This window comes from Bacillus sp. EB106-04-04-XG123, assembly GCF_058791855.1.
This window is the reverse complement of the sequence record NZ_JBYTDZ010000004.1, coordinates 18298-33415: the sequence shown is the minus strand read 5'-3', so window position 1 is coordinate 33415 and position 15118 is coordinate 18298. Positions and strand designations below refer to the sequence as shown.

The 15118-nt window shown below is 39.8% G+C and carries 18 protein-coding genes; all 18 read right to left on the bottom strand.

The features are described from left to right. Positions 1-4: 4 nt before the first annotated feature. Positions 5-610 carry an ABC-2 transporter permease gene (locus tag AC3WTB_RS13205; RefSeq protein WP_492333814.1) on the bottom strand — a complete coding sequence of 202 codons (606 nt, stop codon included), beginning with the start codon at positions 608-610 and terminating at the stop codon, positions 5-7. Then, on the bottom strand, positions 594-1469 hold the full coding sequence (locus AC3WTB_RS13200; protein WP_492333813.1) for an ABC transporter ATP-binding protein: 876 nt from the start codon (positions 1467-1469) through the stop codon (positions 594-596). Before AC3WTB_RS13200 ends, AC3WTB_RS13205 begins: the two co-directional genes overlap by 17 nt. Positions 1470-1474: 5 nt before the next feature. Then, on the bottom strand, positions 1475-1846 hold the full coding sequence (locus AC3WTB_RS13195; RefSeq protein WP_039176077.1) for a GntR family transcriptional regulator: 372 nt from the start codon (positions 1844-1846) through the stop codon (positions 1475-1477). Between the two features lie 154 nt (positions 1847-2000). Continuing rightward, positions 2001-3128: a DUF418 domain-containing protein gene (locus AC3WTB_RS13190; RefSeq protein WP_492333812.1), complete on the bottom strand. Its 1128-nt coding sequence runs from the start codon at positions 3126-3128 to the stop codon at positions 2001-2003. Between the two features lie 154 nt (positions 3129-3282). Further along, positions 3283-3480: a hypothetical protein gene (locus AC3WTB_RS13185; RefSeq protein WP_099662841.1), complete on the bottom strand. Its 198-nt coding sequence runs from the start codon at positions 3478-3480 to the stop codon at positions 3283-3285. A 12-nt stretch (positions 3481-3492) separates the two neighbouring features. Further along, positions 3493-3918, bottom strand: a complete 426-nt coding sequence (locus tag AC3WTB_RS13180; RefSeq protein WP_492333811.1) for a TlpA family protein disulfide reductase — start codon at positions 3916-3918, stop codon at positions 3493-3495. Further along, entirely contained in the window at positions 3918-4433 is a 516-nt protein-coding gene (locus AC3WTB_RS13175; protein ID WP_058837207.1) for a HEAT repeat domain-containing protein, read from the bottom strand. The genes AC3WTB_RS13180 and AC3WTB_RS13175 overlap by 1 nt, the downstream gene beginning before the upstream one ends. Before the next feature lie 19 nt (positions 4434-4452). After that, positions 4453-5874, bottom strand: coding sequence for a sporulation killing factor system integral membrane protein (gene skfF / locus AC3WTB_RS13170; protein ID WP_492333810.1), 1422 nt, complete (start codon positions 5872-5874; stop codon positions 4453-4455). Continuing rightward, complete coding sequence (locus AC3WTB_RS13165; RefSeq protein ID WP_492333809.1) at positions 5867-6589, bottom strand: ABC transporter ATP-binding protein; 723 nt, start codon at positions 6587-6589, stop codon at positions 5867-5869. The genes skfF and AC3WTB_RS13165 overlap by 8 nt, the downstream gene beginning before the upstream one ends. A gap of 17 nt (positions 6590-6606) precedes the next feature. Beyond that, the gene (locus AC3WTB_RS13160; RefSeq protein WP_492333808.1) at positions 6607-8097 is read right to left on the bottom strand and encodes a CPBP family intramembrane glutamic endopeptidase; all 1491 of its coding nucleotides are present in this window, start codon (positions 8095-8097) and stop codon (positions 6607-6609) included. Further along, positions 8090-9325, bottom strand: a complete 1236-nt coding sequence (gene skfB / locus AC3WTB_RS13155) for a sporulation killing factor system radical SAM maturase (protein ID WP_492333807.1) — start codon at positions 9323-9325, stop codon at positions 8090-8092. Before skfB ends, AC3WTB_RS13160 begins: the two co-directional genes overlap by 8 nt. 64 nt (positions 9326-9389) lie before the next feature. After that, the gene (gene skfA / locus AC3WTB_RS13150; RefSeq protein ID WP_492333806.1) at positions 9390-9557 is read right to left on the bottom strand and encodes a sporulation killing factor; all 168 of its coding nucleotides are present in this window, start codon (positions 9555-9557) and stop codon (positions 9390-9392) included. Between the two features lie 260 nt (positions 9558-9817). Further along, the gene (locus AC3WTB_RS13145; protein WP_056768497.1) at positions 9818-10210 is read right to left on the bottom strand and encodes a RidA family protein; all 393 of its coding nucleotides are present in this window, start codon (positions 10208-10210) and stop codon (positions 9818-9820) included. Positions 10211-10325: 115 nt separating this feature from the next. Beyond that, positions 10326-11090, bottom strand: coding sequence for an ABC transporter permease (locus AC3WTB_RS13140; RefSeq protein ID WP_366204331.1), 765 nt, complete (start codon positions 11088-11090; stop codon positions 10326-10328). Further along, positions 11087-12004, bottom strand: a complete 918-nt coding sequence (locus AC3WTB_RS13135; protein ID WP_492333805.1) for an ABC transporter ATP-binding protein — start codon at positions 12002-12004, stop codon at positions 11087-11089. Before AC3WTB_RS13135 ends, AC3WTB_RS13140 begins: the two co-directional genes overlap by 4 nt. A gap of 14 nt (positions 12005-12018) precedes the next feature. After that, on the bottom strand, positions 12019-12210 hold the full coding sequence (locus tag AC3WTB_RS13130; protein WP_039176060.1) for a PLD nuclease N-terminal domain-containing protein: 192 nt from the start codon (positions 12208-12210) through the stop codon (positions 12019-12021). A 155-nt stretch (positions 12211-12365) separates the two neighbouring features. Then, a complete protein-coding gene (locus tag AC3WTB_RS13125; RefSeq protein ID WP_492333804.1) occupies positions 12366-12722 on the bottom strand; it encodes a DUF2200 domain-containing protein in 357 nt (118 codons plus the stop codon). 546 nt (positions 12723-13268) lie between these two features. Next, positions 13269-15071 (bottom strand): glutamine--fructose-6-phosphate transaminase (isomerizing), encoded by a 1803-nt coding sequence (gene glmS / locus AC3WTB_RS13120; RefSeq protein WP_144495599.1) that lies wholly within the window; start codon positions 15069-15071, stop codon positions 13269-13271. Between the last annotated feature and the right edge of the window lie 47 nt (positions 15072-15118).

Here is a 15118-nt window from a genome sequence, read left to right as displayed (position 1 = left end):
TGAATTAAAACACTTTCCTCTGGTAAATCGCAGTAGAAAGCCCCCAAGACAGCAGGTAGAAAAGCATAATCAGCACAGCTGACCCCGTATATAAAATAGGGATCGACAAATTCATAATAAAATCAGTGATCCCACTGAATTGCTCTGCTAAATAGAGAACAACAGGCGGTCCCATAGCAGATAATACGATAAAGCCAATGATCACTGCCGTTGTGATATAACCGGGCTTTAAGATATAAAACAATGGAAACGTACACGCCGCAAACAATAAAAACAACCCGCTACCAATCGCAATATCTGACAGCGAAAACAGCTTCCCAAACACAAATAATGAAGCACTTGTCAGCACGATCGCAATACTCATATAGAAAATGGCGCCAAGATAACGTGATGCGATAATTTCTTTACGTGTATAGGGCAAGGAGTTTAATAGAATATTTGTTTCTGCCTTTTCATCATATGCATATGTGTTAAATGGAATGAAGACACTAGCGACTAGAAACGTCAATACTGGATGGACATCCATGAAAATAAAAAATAAGATAAACGGAATAAAAATAAGTAACTGTTTCTTTTGCAAAATCACATCACGCTTAATTAAATGAAACATGCGCAACCCCGCCTTTCAAATAAAACATGATATCCTCAAGCGACGCCGGTTCAATCACAACAGCATCCCCAAAAATGAGTTTCACTTCATCAATCCGATCGGTTAATGCTTCAAATCCGGCTGCTGTACGCTGGATATGGACAAAGGCCTTTTCTGTGTCTCGATCCAATAACTCTAGGCTTCCTTTCACAAGCGCATAACTTTCTGCCACTTCATGAATCGACTGTTGAAAGACCAATCTTCCATTTTGTATAAACGCAATATAATCCGCAATCCGGTCTAAATCAGTCGTCACATGCGTCGAGAAAAAGATCGTCCGATTTCCATCAATCATCAATTCTTGTAACGTGCCAAGCAGCTCTCTTCTAAAAACCGGATCTAAACCAGCAGTTGGCTCATCCATGATAATCAGCTCTGCATGATGTGACAGCGCAATCGCAAGCGACGCCTTCATCTGCATCCCTTTTGAGAATGTTTTGATCGCTTTATTCAGCGGCAGACCAAACTGCTCAATATATTGCTCAAAAAGCTGGTCATCCCAGCGTTTATAGGCAGGTGCCACAATTCGTTTGATGTCTTTTAAATTCAATCCTGGGAAAAAAACATTAGCATCGTAAACAAAACCGATTCGTTCCTTAATCTCTTTTTCATGAGTATGATAATCCAATCCAAAAACCTTGATGTCACCTGAATCGGGTTTTAACAAATTCATGATCATTTTAATGGTGGTCGACTTACCCGCTCCATTCTCTCCAATAAACCCTGTAACAAAGCCTTTCTTAACTTGTAAATCGAGATTCTGAACTGAAAAATCCTTGAATCGTTTCGAAACTCCTTTGAATTCAATCACATGCTCCACTCATCTCACTCCTCATATAAGAACTTTAATAACTGCTGCAATTCATCAAAAGATAAGCCTAATTCTTTCCCGTTTGTGACAACCGCTCCAAGCTGTTCCTCGATCACCTTCAATTTCTTCTCTCTCATCACTTCTACGTTTTGTTCCGCAACAAAAGATCCCTTGCCTACAATTGAATAAATAAATCCTGCCTTCTCTAACTCTTCATACGCTCGCTTTGTTGTAATCACGCTAATTTGTAGATCCTTCGCCAGCTTGCGAATAGACGGCAGTGCTGCGCCTTCTGCAAGCTCACCCGTTAAAATCATCGATTTGATTTGATTCGTAATTTGCTCATAGATGGGCTCCTTAGAATGGTTTGAAATCGTAATTTGCATATAAAAACCTCTTTTTTCAGATAGTTGGAACGAAATAATGTATATATACTATATATACTATATATACACACTAGAAGAATATTCAACCATTTTAAAATAAAATACACGAAAAAACCGCACAGCCTGAAGCCATACGGTTCTTTAACAAAATGCTTTATTTCCAATATACCCATTTTCCCATAAGCCACTCCACAGGACCTCTTCTCCATTTTTTCAAATAGAGATAGCTGATGAACAGCTGTGCTGTGTACAGTCCGACAGCAAGAAGCAGCCCAAACATTGACCCCAATTGTCCAAATAAACCAAGTCCATAAGAATAGAAAATCGTTGTACAAATAATCGACTGTGCTAAATAGTTTGATAGAGACAAACGGCCAAGCCCTGCAAGCAGACGTTTAAGGCCTTCGGCTGCCTTTGAATAGTAGAAAACAATAAAAGCCTGAATATAACCGATCGCGAGCACATAACCACCAAGAATCATCACCAATTCACTCCAAGGCGCATCAATGAACGTCGCACATTTTAGTGCAAGGCCGACGACAATGACCCAGACCCAGCCTTTGCGATAGGCCATCCCTCGATCTTCTTCTGTGAGATGCCCTCGTTTACCAATCACCATGCCTAGCAAGATGAACGGTCCCACCATCATAGTACCGAAAAGAAACCCTAGTATTGGCATGAACATAATGGTCACGATCGCCAGAATAATAGTCACAATCATCATATCGTCCTCAACCGTAATCCGGCTGAGCAAAATATCCCCATAAGCACCCTTCGCATACACATCAGTTAAAAGTTCATCGTTCCCATAAACGAGGTTCATCATATATGGCACAACGACTAAAGATAACGCCCCTAACACACCAGACCAAATAAGCATTGTTTTAATCCGGCTTCTCAAAAACATCATTAAGAAAAACGTACAAGCTCCATAATAAAGAAGAATGTCACCATTCCAAATAAAGATATAATGCAGCATCCCAAGCACAATCAGACCAAAACCACGGCGAACGACAATGGCATTCGTATTTAGCCCCTTGGCCTTCGTCGATTCAATCAGCTTGATAAAAGAATACCCAAACAAAAAGGAAAAGATCGGATAAAAAGACCCTTGGAACAAAATTTCCGTCACATATACACCGAATTCCTGCCCCCAAAAACTCGAATCAAACATTTTCTCAAAATCATAATCATATTGAAAATTAAGCATATTCACGATCAAAATACCTAATAAACTAAAACCACGTAAACTATCAATAAACTCAACCCTAGATCCCTTCAACTCGACAGCTCCTTCGGAAAATATAAAGATAAAGCATATTTATCCTACCACACTTTTAAAAAATTGGTTCATATCCCCATGTGAAAAAGGTGTGTTTTAAGGTAAATTTAATAAAAAAACCTAGAATATACATTCTAGGTATCATACTGAATAATTATGACTTATGACTTTCTTCTTTCCGCAGCATTCGCTCCAAATAAAACAACATTCCCAAACCGAATAAAATCAACGCCATTTCCCAGTCTGCAGAAATCGGCAACCATTTCAGCATCATTAAAATCAGCAAAACCGCTCCAACACCTGCGAAAAAAATGACGTTTCTTTTTAATTCTTTGTTTGATTGCAACAACACTCTCTCCTCCACTTATCCAATTGAATGTTTTTCTAACTTTTTCAAAATTCTTTCCCAGCCGGTATCTCCCATTTTCCGATCTATTAACTGCCCATCTTGATCAAAGAGGCAAAAGCTAGGTAATCCTTGAATCTTATACTTTGCAACAATCTCATAATCTTGATCCAATACAATAGGAGCGGTTATATTCTTTTCCTCTACATACTCTGAAACAACATCTTCCGATTTTTCCTCTTCTGTATATGGAACATGGACACAGGTTAAATGAATACCCAGCTCATTCACACGTTGTAGAATATGATTGGTTAATTCTTCACAATGAGGACAGCTGACTGACCAAAAATAAAGAAGCTGATGCTGTCCCTTAGGTACACTCCTTTGATCTGAAGGGTAAATCCAAGGAAGATGCTCGGGCCAGTTGAGTTTTTGCGTGCCCACTATTCATCACCCTTTTCCTTTAGCTGAAAAGCGATAATTTTCCCTAAAGCTTCCTCTGCAGCAAAAGGCGCAACGTTTCCTGAAGGATTTTCTTGTTCTTGTTTTAAGCACTCGTACATGTTTTTTTCTATTTTTGATGGATCAATCCAAGAGATACACCATGATGCCCAAAAACATGTAGGTCCCTCATAACGTTTCGCTAATGGTAGAAGGAATGGCAAGCTGGACTGGCCAATCCTCATGAGTGAGATAGCAGCTGCCATTCTTGTCTCCTCTTCGTCACTCTCTAAGAGATGAGCTAAGGACTCAGCTGCATCCTCTGCATCCACTCCAAATTCACCCAGTACAGCTGCTGCAATATTTCGCAGAGACCCCTTTTCTTTTAAAGCTTCAACAAGCACGGGCACTGCATCTTTTCCTGATTTTCTCAACTCCCCCATTGCTTGAACGATCGTTACTTCATTTGTATTGGCCAATTGTTGAACGGATTGAGACAGCTTATTTTCTGGTTTCATTTACAATCAACTCCTCTTTTTAATGAACCGCACGGTATCGATAACAAAGCACATAAAATCCAGCTCCAGCCACTAGGGATACAATTGTAGTCAACAAGCCATCAGTGATGAGATGAATGCTAATTATGACCATAGCACTGATCACAGACGCAAATACCAATGATCGATAATAGGCGGTCAAAGCAAAACTCCTTTCTCGTCTAAAAGGCTGCATAAAGGCAAAGAACCGTATGGCTAAAAACCATATATAAACTCCTCCACCAAATAAGGTCCAATACAAAACATCCTGAATCTCGACCAAATAAAGAGAAATCAAGTAGAAAGCATACAGCCAAAAGGTTTGAAACACCTCTAACAGAATGATTTTTTGATATAAAACGCCTGGAAAAAGGTAAAGCGCTCCTGTTTGCGCATGTCTTACAATCCCTGCATAATATGAACTAAAAAGAACAGATACCGCGATGACGATCAAGAATAGATTCAGCCAATCTGAAAAATAAGTAAAGACAACATAGTAAGTACCAATTAACAGCATAGTAGATAGTACATGGAAAATCATATACTTTTTTATCAGCAATAATTCAATCCAAAGAAAAGCCCAAACGCCCGTTAATGCTGGAAGTCCCCACCATGTCCTGCTCTTTTTTTGAACGATTGGACTTGATTGAATATGTTTCCCCTCAAATTCCTCCCAAAATACTGCCTCCTTGACTAAAGACTCCTTCATTTCTAAACGATGACTAGCCTTGTACATCATCATGAAAGATAGAAACATCACTCCAATAAAAATGAAGACAGAAAGAATGGAGAACTCTTCGATCATACGTCCAGCTTGAAACATCAAAGAATCAGCAATGTTCATCAATGAAGGCTGTTTCATCACCAATTGATTCAAAACAAGCAGTGCAAAGCTGAAAAACATCAAGACAAAACCGAGTAAGAGCAAACGCTTGTATACTCGAATGGTTCTAGCACAAGAAACCGCAATCATCCAAGTTTCGACCAAACATAACAGCCCTGTCAGAATGAGTGATTTTCCAAGCAGAAACGGGTACTGCTGCGTCATAAAAAACAGGAGTAGATCGGCAGCTACAGCAGAGAAAATGAGAAGAGCCCCTCTCCAGAAAATGTGATACATCCACACACTGATAACAACCGTCCATAAAGAAGTGCCATTTCCATAGAACCAAATGATATCGTTCATCTGACTAGGCAGCCGATTCGTAAACAAACCAAAACCCGTATAAAGAACAAACAAACAGACAATGATCCACCCTGCTGCACTTGTATCCCAATCACCCATACTTGAAACTGCGCTTAGCTGAAAACCAATTGCCGCTATGAAAAGAAGTAAGATCAGAAAAGGCATTTTCTTTTCTTGATTTTTACTGATCAAGCGCCTTTGAGATTTCATCCATAAAAGGGAGAGTGTGTTATTCACTTGACCACTCCCCCAAAAGTTGAATAACTTCTGCCCTCCACTCAACCTGTTCTTCCTTTAATTGAGGAACATCCATACTCTTCATGATGGCACCGTCTCGAATCAATACAACCCTGCTAGCCGTATCAAGGACAAACTCCAGACTATGAGTCGACACAAAGACCGACCCACCTTGACTGCTTTTTTGTCTCAGCCAATCCGACAGCCACTGTTTAGACGGAATATCTAACCCGACAGTCGGTTCATCTAATATAAAAAGGGAGGCATCTTGAACAATGGCTCCTGCTAAGACGACACGCTGCTTTTGGCCTCTTGAAAGCCTTCCACACAGTTCATTCATCTTCTTTTCCATATGTACTTCTTTCAACGCTTCATGTACCTTTTCCTTGATCTGTTTTAAGCCTTTATGATATCCACGTGCCCGGAATTGAACATGTTCAGCAGCCGTTAAGTCTGGATACAAATACGGCTGATCAGGAATAAGAGCTACTTGTTTTTGGACATGGGAATGACCAGGCGGGAAACCCTCTATGAGAATTTCCCCTCCATCTGGTTTATATAGACCTGTTAAACACCGAATCGTTGTCGTCTTCCCGGCACCATTAGGCCCAAGCAGCGCCACAACCTCCCCTGGTTCGATGGAAAATGACAGATCCTCTATCCCATCACCATTTCTATATCGTTTGCTTACATTCTGAACCTCCATGAATGGCATCAAATCTCTCCCTTTTATTAGAGTGATGTATGCTGAGGCTTCTTGGTATGTATATATCTTTGAAGTTTAAATTGCCATAAGGGCATACAAACGAGCACCAAATTGTGAATGAAATGTGCCGTCAGTACACAAATAAATCCATAATTCACAAAAAGAAAACCTAGGAAACATCCAAAAATGAAAAGATGCGCCCAACGAATCCATCTTGGATCATATCCTGTCACCTGATGCATAATTGCCCACAGTAAAGATGATATTAAAATGGACAATATCATACTCCCACTTAACCAAAATATTAAAGAAATCATTAAGAGTCGGTAAATGACTTCTTCTCCAATAGAACTTTGCAGGCTCATATTAAGCCCTTGTCTTAAGGTAAAGCCTGATAAAAACATACTCCTATTTGATAATTCTGGTGATATACGTAATCGATTCATTCTCTCTAAAAAATAAAAAACAAGTGATGTCATACCTAAACTAATTATTCCAGCGCTAAGACCGATATATATCTGGACAATGCTTTGATCTAGAAATTTTAGTCCTAATTCATTCACAAGAGCACCTCCTGCCAATGAACATATAAATACTACAAATCCTGTCAATAATCCTGCAAACAAAGTAGATAGAATGCCAAGTAATTGAACAGTATGAACACTCATCCTAGCATCGTAAGCATTTACTATCGTTAGTTGTATATCTTCCTTTATTGTGAGAGATTGCACTAGTACAATAATCAAACCCAGTATAAGACTTAATGTGATTTGAACTTGGACATTCATTAAGACTAAAACTAATATAGCCATGATCATTGCAGCGGCTGATCCTAACATACCCGAGATGCCAAAAGTAGACTCAACTTGTTCATCTCTTATTACTTTGTTCATTTGATCTGTGAGAATCTCTGTATCTGTGCCTATATAAGTGATCACCCCAGATTGCATTTCAACTGTTACCTTAAGTCGAATATCTTCCTTTTCAGCAAGATACCAATACGTTTTGATTTCACGAAAATCCTCTTCTTTTGAACCCGAACCAGTTGGTTTGGTCTTAGCCCATAATCCCTTTGAAGAATAAGTTAATTGTTCTTTTAATCCTTCTAATGATATTTGAGCACCTCTATTAGGTAATGAAGTTTGCCTTACATCGGCGAAAAAAAAAGTAACTTCGCGTTTTGCATTTACTCCTATGACGAATGATTGATTTTGATGAACAAAGCGAACACGCCATGACTCAACCAATCCCATTTCGTGAAGAATATGTCTATTTTTTTTCAACAAGCCTAAATGATGTAGCTTATTCACTGTTTCATGATCATACCAATAGACTGAATATACATCCCATTCCTCTACATCTATACCCACGAATTCTCTAATAAAGTCAATACTGACTTTTCTTGCCTCACTTCTATCTAGAAGATTTGATTCTATGGTTGATACTCTATACTTCGTAAACAGAAAAAGCCCTATCAATCCAAGACCTGCCCACAAAATAAAAGTTATACTATCCATGAGTAATTCCTGCTCTCATATCATTTTCAAAAGGAAGGTCTGGCTCGGAGAGTTCAACTTTTCCTATACATTTACAATTTTTCGCTTCACATTTCAATTTCAACAGCCTTGCTGGCGATCCAATTTCAGAAAAAGAATCTGTTAGAATATGACCTAAAGAGATATCCTCTAACTGACAAGGTGTCACATAACCATCCGCCCTTATATACCAAGCCAAATAACCAGGTGTACAAAAATCGGTTGTAAAAGAATTTTCTTCATTTTCCCAATCAATTATATTCAATTGGTGCCCCCACTTATGCCGTGCCTGTTGCAACTGGCTTTGAACAAGCTTTTCAAACGACGTTTCTAACGCTTTAAAATTTCTAGTAGCACGTCCCACGGATAAAGTTTTACCAGCACGGAAAATAGATGCATTTGCTTTTGCACAATGATCTACTACCTCTGCTACTTGATCTGCGTTCATTTCATTGATCGTCATTGCAACAATCACTGGAACGTTTGCTTCTGATAATCGTTGGATCGTTGCCATACTCTCTTGAAAAGCACCTTTCCTTCCTCTTAATGCATCGTGAGTATCACTCGTACCATCAATGCTAATTTGTACAGATACATTTCCTAAATGACTAAGCAATTCTATTTCTTCTTGCCTCCAGTTTAAACCATTGCTAAACACATTTACGTTAGTGAATAATGAACTGGCAGCCATTACAATTTCTTTAAAACCTTTAATCAGCTTGGCTTCACCTCCAGTTAAAGTGACATCAGCGACGCCTTGTGCTGCTAACTTCTGCATTACATCAATCCACTGTGAACTTGTTAACTCTTCAGGGTAAGGCTTACCAGAACTGGCATAACAAAAGGAACATCCCAAGTTACAAGCGTTTGTTAATTGGAGAGTACAACTAATAGGCAAATAGGAATTTAAAGATCCAGAGAATTGAATAGGTTGATCCAGTAATCCTTGCATCCAAGCTTCAGTAAAAGGATGAGCACTCAATTCTTCTCGAAGTTGATCAGCTGTTAGCTCTTCTTTTTTAACGATTTCCCAGATACGAGCTGTTTTACTTAAGTCTTTATTCTTAGATAATAAAAATGCGAGCTGTGCCCCTCTTCCACTCAATCTAAAATAATACATTGATTTTCTATCTATCATGACAGCTCCATGAGGCTGTAAATGGATCGCTAATTCAGGTAAATCATACTCTACTAGTCGATTATTTGACATAAATAGACACCCCTTTTGTAGAATAAGGAGTTAGCAATATATGCTTAACTCCCTATGTTTTCCCTTAAATAGCCCGCATAGCAGGATGCGGTAGCGCACACACACGTGTCATTGCAATACTTTTTGAGGCCCAACATCCCATACATCCAGCAGCCTTTACAATCGAAGTACCCCCTGGACGCTTAAGGCTTTTTTTACTCACAGATTCCCATTTTTTTTGGTTTCGTGCCATAAGTAAAACCTCCTCTTAAATTTTGCATAGTGTCAATAGGCCCATCTCCTATGCACCCTGATATTACCATATGAAAAATGTCGAAGTAAGGGGAATTGTGTAAAATATTCTAAAATTATACTTAAAAGTAATTTTAATGTAGATGATAATTAAAAAAAGATTGGATTTGATCATCCAATCTTTTTTCGCATTTTCTATATATAGTGATTTCTGAACTAACCCATTCCATCTTCAAACCATATGCAAACTAATCGTTCACCCTATACCATCTCCTGACACGCCCAAGCATCCACCTCTACCTTTAAAGCAGGGGAAGCCAATGCCACCACATAAATCATCGTCATACAAGGCAGATGATCGCCTAAAAACTGTCCCATGATTTGTTTCCTGCTCTCTGCATCGAACTCTCCAACGAGATAAAATACTAGTTTCGTTATATCTTCCACAGCCATATCTGCCGCTTCAACGTTTCGCTTCACATTCTCTAACGCTAGTTCGAGCTGCTCCAACGGGCTCTCTGGGATTGTCCCATCCGCTTCCATCCCCACCTGACCTGATAGGGTTAACCACCGCTGAGGTCCTGTTGTTTCTATTTGATGGGTATATGGTGCGACTGGCGGATGAATGGTCTCAGGATTACGTGATGTTCTCATAAATAAAAACCTCTTTTCTGAAAATACAGTCAATTTTTATCATCATATCAAACTTTCTACCATATTCAGATTTTTATGCTCAAAGTAAACCTGAAGAAACAATCGCAACAGCCTGCTATAATTCTTGTCTTCTAAAAAGAAACCATCCGATGAGAAAAAAGAAAACAATCAATATCGATACACCTAGAAGACTTGTAAATGCCTGATCCGAATAAGTCCCCTTATGAATCATCTCTTCGGCTGCACTTGTCACGCCTTTAGGCGCAAACTTCCCTAATGTCTCTTCATAAAATAAAGGTACGGTAAACAGAATAAGATTGATCAAAAGCGACACACCGCCAGCTGTGACGGAACGTTGAAAGAACGCCGAAGCACAAATGGTCGATACTACAATCAGCAATAAATTTGGATAATAAAGAATTGTTCCTTTTAACACATTCACCCAATCCACATGCCCAAATTGAATGTCCACATAATAAACAGAGGCAAGCACCGCCACCACCAAACTAAACAAAGTCAAACAGGCATAAGCACATATTTTCGAGACATAGTAACTCGTTCGACTGATCGGTTTCACCATAATCATCGCGGTCACTCCAGAGGCACGCTCTCCTGCGATCGTCCCCATCACGATCATAATCAGGATAAACACACCTAGCGAATCAAATTTACTCAATGCACTCGCCAAAGCCTCTCCTGCACTAGGTTCTGGTATATAAAATGTAGACCCTTCAGGTAAATTAGCTGATTTCGATAGAAGATCTGGCAGCATTTTGAGCGTAATAGGCTGCGTAATCATTAAAATCGTAAAAATGATTGGCACAAACAACATTTTATAACTAGTGAATAACTCCCTAAATTCCTTTTTCAACATCATCATGCATTCACAACCTTCATGAAAATATCTTCAAGCGTCAGCTTAGATAGTCGATAATGGAGGAGAACACCGCCAGCTTCAGTGATCAGACGAGGCAGCTCCTTCAATGCCGTTTGTTGATCTTTGACTCGCACCTGATAAGCATTTTCTGTCTCAATGCATTCCTCCACCCAATTCCGCTCTTTTAGCACAGCCACTAATTTCGTATTCTGTTGTTCTAATTGAAATTCAATCACTGGCTGGATATAGTCTTTTTTAATCTGTTTTATGGAAGAAGACATCTCAATTTTGCCACTGTTGATCATGATAATATGATCTGCCACACGTTCAATGTCATCTAAAATATGGGTCGACATAAAGATCAACATCTCTTGTTTCAGACGCTCAATCAATGTCAGAACGTCTTTTCTTCCCATGGGATCAAGTGCAGACACAGGTTCATCTAGGATGAGGACCTTCGGGCTATTGATAAGTGCCTGCGCAATGGCAAGCCTCTGCTTCATGCCTCCGCTATAGCTGCCAATAGCACGATCCTTCGCCTCATACATACCACAAAGCTTCAACAGCTCCTCTGTTTTTGAGCGAATGATGTTTTTCTCTAAATGAAATAACCCGCTAACCCAATGCATCCACTCCTGCCCCGTCATATCCTGATAAAATGCAGGATGCTGCGGACAATACCCAATCACATGACTGATTTGGTCCATCTCCTTTGTGACATCCAAACCAGCCACCTTTACGACACCAGACGTAGGACGAGCAAGTCCTGTGAGAATCCGGATCGTTGTTGTCTTCCCCGATCCATTGGCCCCTAAAAAGCCAACACATCCAACCTCCCCAACAGAAAACGAAACATCTTTTAACACTTCATTCGGGCCATACGATTTCGTCAGCCCATGACACTCCAGCATATTCAAGCGAATCCCCCCTATTAAGATTGTTTACGACCAAAAATGAAATACACAATAGGACCGGCACTCGCCACAAACACAATCACCAAAGCCCAAACCCACTTCACCTCTCCCCTGATCCTTGATGGATCTCTTTTCAACAAATCAAACAAACCAATCACCATCAAAATCGCTTGCAGCAAAATAAGAGGTAAAATCATCTTCATATCCATCCACGCCACTCCCTACGCCAATTTGTTTTAGTATTACTTCTTTTGACGACATGAAGAGAGAATTCGTTCAAATTTGATTTTATTTTTATTGGTCGAATGATCTATAAATATAAAAAAGCCCAGTGAAGGTTATTCACTGGGCTTGATTATGATGATCATGACGAATCTCGCAAAATCTTTTCCATTTTCTTTCCCTTGGCTAACTCATCAATCAGCTTATCTAGATACCGAATATTTTTCATCGTTTCTTCCTCAATGTCCTCTACTCGAACACCACAGATGACTCCTTTGATTAAACTGCGGGAAGGATGAAGCTCAGGAGCCTCAGCAAAAAAGGTTTCAATGTCTATCTGTTTATCTACCTGTTTCTGCAGCTCTTCTTGACTGTACCCTGTTAACCAACAAATAATCGTATCGACTTCAGCCTTCGTTCGTCCCTTTCTCTCTGCCTTTGCGATGTAGAGAGGATAGACTTTTGCAAAACTCATTGTGTAGATTTTATGTTTGGTCATATGTCTGCACTCTTTCTTCGTTAAATATTTAACTTGTCATGCTTTCTCAAGGGGCCGCTCTCTCATTATGCCTGTTTTTTTTATGTTCAAACCTTTCTATTTAATGCACTTAGTATACATGTCCATCTAAATGAAAATGTACTATAAAATACAACTTATAAACGATGATATATGCCTTTATTATTTCTTTCATCTTTTTTGAAAACTCTATATTTAAGAAATTGAACAATACAAAACCCAAGGAATACACCTATTGGTCCTCCACTTGAGACAGGACCACCAATTAAACAATAAGAAATGATAAACAATGCAATATAACCAATTATGAAAAAAACAATTCCCCATTTTTCTTTTTTTACGTATCGAATAAAAATAATATTTCCCCCTTAAAATACGTATCTATATTTATGATGACAGCAAGTGGAGATATTGTCCATTAATCAAAGTTCAGCTTAAATCTTTATAATACTAGTTCTTTTAACATAAAAATACCCCTTTAGAAAACGATATCTAAAGGGGTATCAAAAATCCGATCTTATTTAATCCCTACTCCACCGTCACACTCTTCGCAAGGTTACGTGGTTTATCCACATCACACCCGCGGTGAAGTGCTGCGTAGTAAGCGATCAGCTGTAATGGGACAACAGATGCAAGTGGTGCAAGTGCTGGGTGTACAGCTGGAAGGACGAAACGGTCGCCTTCGTCTTCTAGGCCTTTTAGTGAGATGACACATGGGTTTGCTCCGCGTGCAACGACTTCTTTGACGTTACCGCGAATGCTGAGGTTCACGTGCTCTTGCGTTGCAAGGGCAATGACCGGTGTGCCTTCTTCAATTAAAGCAATCGTGCCGTGTTTGAGTTCTCCCCCAGCAAAGCCTTCTGCTTGGATGTAAGAGATCTCTTTTAGCTTCAGTGAACCTTCAAGGCATACATAGTAGTCAAGTCCTCTTCCGATAAAGAATGCGTTACGTGTCACTGTGAAGAAATCACGAGCGATTTGTTCCATTTCATCCTTTTGATCGACAAGGGCTTCCATTGCGTTTGCTACAATACCAAGTTCTTTCACAAGATCAAAGTCAAGAGATTGACCGTTTAATTCAGCTGCAACGGATGCAAGAATTGCAAGTACAGCGATTTGTGCTGTGTAGGCTTTTGTTGAAGCCACTGCAATTTCTGGTCCTGCATGAAGGAGCAATGTGAAGTCCGCTTCACGAGAAAGCGTAGATCCTGGTACGTTTGTGATCGTTAATGCTTTATGGCCAAGCTCTTTTACTTGAACAAGTACAGCACGGCTGTCCGCAGTCTCCCCAGATTGAGAAAGGAAGATGAACAACGGCTTTTTCGATAGAAGCGGCATGTTGTAAGAGAATTCACTTGCTACATGGACTTCTACAGGTACTTTTGCCCAGTCTTCAATGTATTGTTTACCGACAAGTCCAGCATGGTAGCTTGTTCCACAAGCCACAATGTAAATGCGGTCTGCTTCTGCTACTGCGCTTGCGATATCGCCAGCGACTGACAGCTTGCCGTTTTCGTCTTGATATTCTTGGATGATTTTACGCATAACAAGCGGCTGTTCATCCGTTTCTTTTAACATGTAGTGAGGATATGTGCCTTTCTCAATGTCGCTTGCATCAAGCTCAGCGATATAAGAAGGACGTGTCATGATATCACCGTCAAGGTTTTTAATAATAACCTCGTCTTTAGTAACAATGACCATTTCTTTATCCATTAATTCCGCATATTCGTTTGTTACTTGAAGCATCGCCATTGCGTCAGAAGCCACAACGTTGAATCCTTCGCCGAAACCAACCAATAATGGGCTTTTGTTTTTCGCCACATAGATTGTTTCTTTGTTTTCGTTATCGAAAAGGGCAATCGCGTAAGAGCCTTTTAGTTGAAGAAGCGTTTGACGGAAAGCTTCCTCTGTATCAAGACCTCTGCTGACAAATTGTTCGATGACTTGAACAACAACCTCTGTATCTGTGTCGCTTTTTAGTGTGACGTCTTGTAAATATTCGCGTGTCAATTGTACATAGTTCTCAATGACACCGTTATGAACAAGCGTAAAACGGCCAGAAGCACTTTGATGCGGATGCGCATTTAGATGGCTTGGTACACCGTGAGTTGCCCAGCGTGTATGTCCGATTCCTGCTGAAGATGCTACGTCTGCATCCACGACTTCACGAAGCTCAGCGATACGTCCTTTTTCTTTGAACACATGCACGCCTTCTTCGTTTGCCACAGCGATACCTGCTGAATCATACCCGCGGTACTCAAGCTTCTCTAAACCTTTTAATAAGATTTCCTTCGCATCATTCTGACCAATATAACCTACGATTCCACACATAAATATTCTTCCTCCCGATCATGTGAAAGGGACAAAGAAAGCCTACT

Coding starts and splice junctions, on each gene's coding strand:
- AC3WTB_RS13205 (WP_492333814.1), bottom strand. CDS start 610: ATGTTTCATTTAATTAAGCGTGATGTGATTTTGCAAAAGAAACAGTTA.
- AC3WTB_RS13195 (WP_039176077.1), bottom strand. CDS start 1,846: ATGCAAATTACGATTTCAAACCATTCTAAGGAGCCCATCTATGAGCAA.
- AC3WTB_RS13175 (WP_058837207.1), bottom strand. CDS start 4,433: ATGAAACCAGAAAATAAGCTGTCTCAATCCGTTCAACAATTGGCCAAT.
- AC3WTB_RS13165 (WP_492333809.1), bottom strand. CDS start 6,589: ATGCCATTCATGGAGGTTCAGAATGTAAGCAAACGATATAGAAATGGT.
- AC3WTB_RS13160 (WP_492333808.1), bottom strand. CDS start 8,097: ATGGATAGTATAACTTTTATTTTGTGGGCAGGTCTTGGATTGATAGGG.
- skfB (WP_492333807.1), bottom strand. CDS start 9,325: ATGTCAAATAATCGACTAGTAGAGTATGATTTACCTGAATTAGCGATC.
- skfA (WP_492333806.1), bottom strand. CDS start 9,557: ATGGCACGAAACCAAAAAAAATGGGAATCTGTGAGTAAAAAAAGCCTT.
- AC3WTB_RS13145 (WP_056768497.1), bottom strand. CDS start 10,210: ATGAGAACATCACGTAATCCTGAGACCATTCATCCGCCAGTCGCACCA.
- AC3WTB_RS13140 (WP_366204331.1), bottom strand. CDS start 11,090: ATGATGATGTTGAAAAAGGAATTTAGGGAGTTATTCACTAGTTATAAA.
- AC3WTB_RS13130 (WP_039176060.1), bottom strand. CDS start 12,210: ATGGATATGAAGATGATTTTACCTCTTATTTTGCTGCAAGCGATTTTG.
- AC3WTB_RS13125 (WP_492333804.1), bottom strand. CDS start 12,722: ATGACCAAACATAAAATCTACACAATGAGTTTTGCAAAAGTCTATCCT.
- glmS (WP_144495599.1), bottom strand. CDS start 15,071: ATGTGTGGAATCGTAGGTTATATTGGTCAGAATGATGCGAAGGAAATC.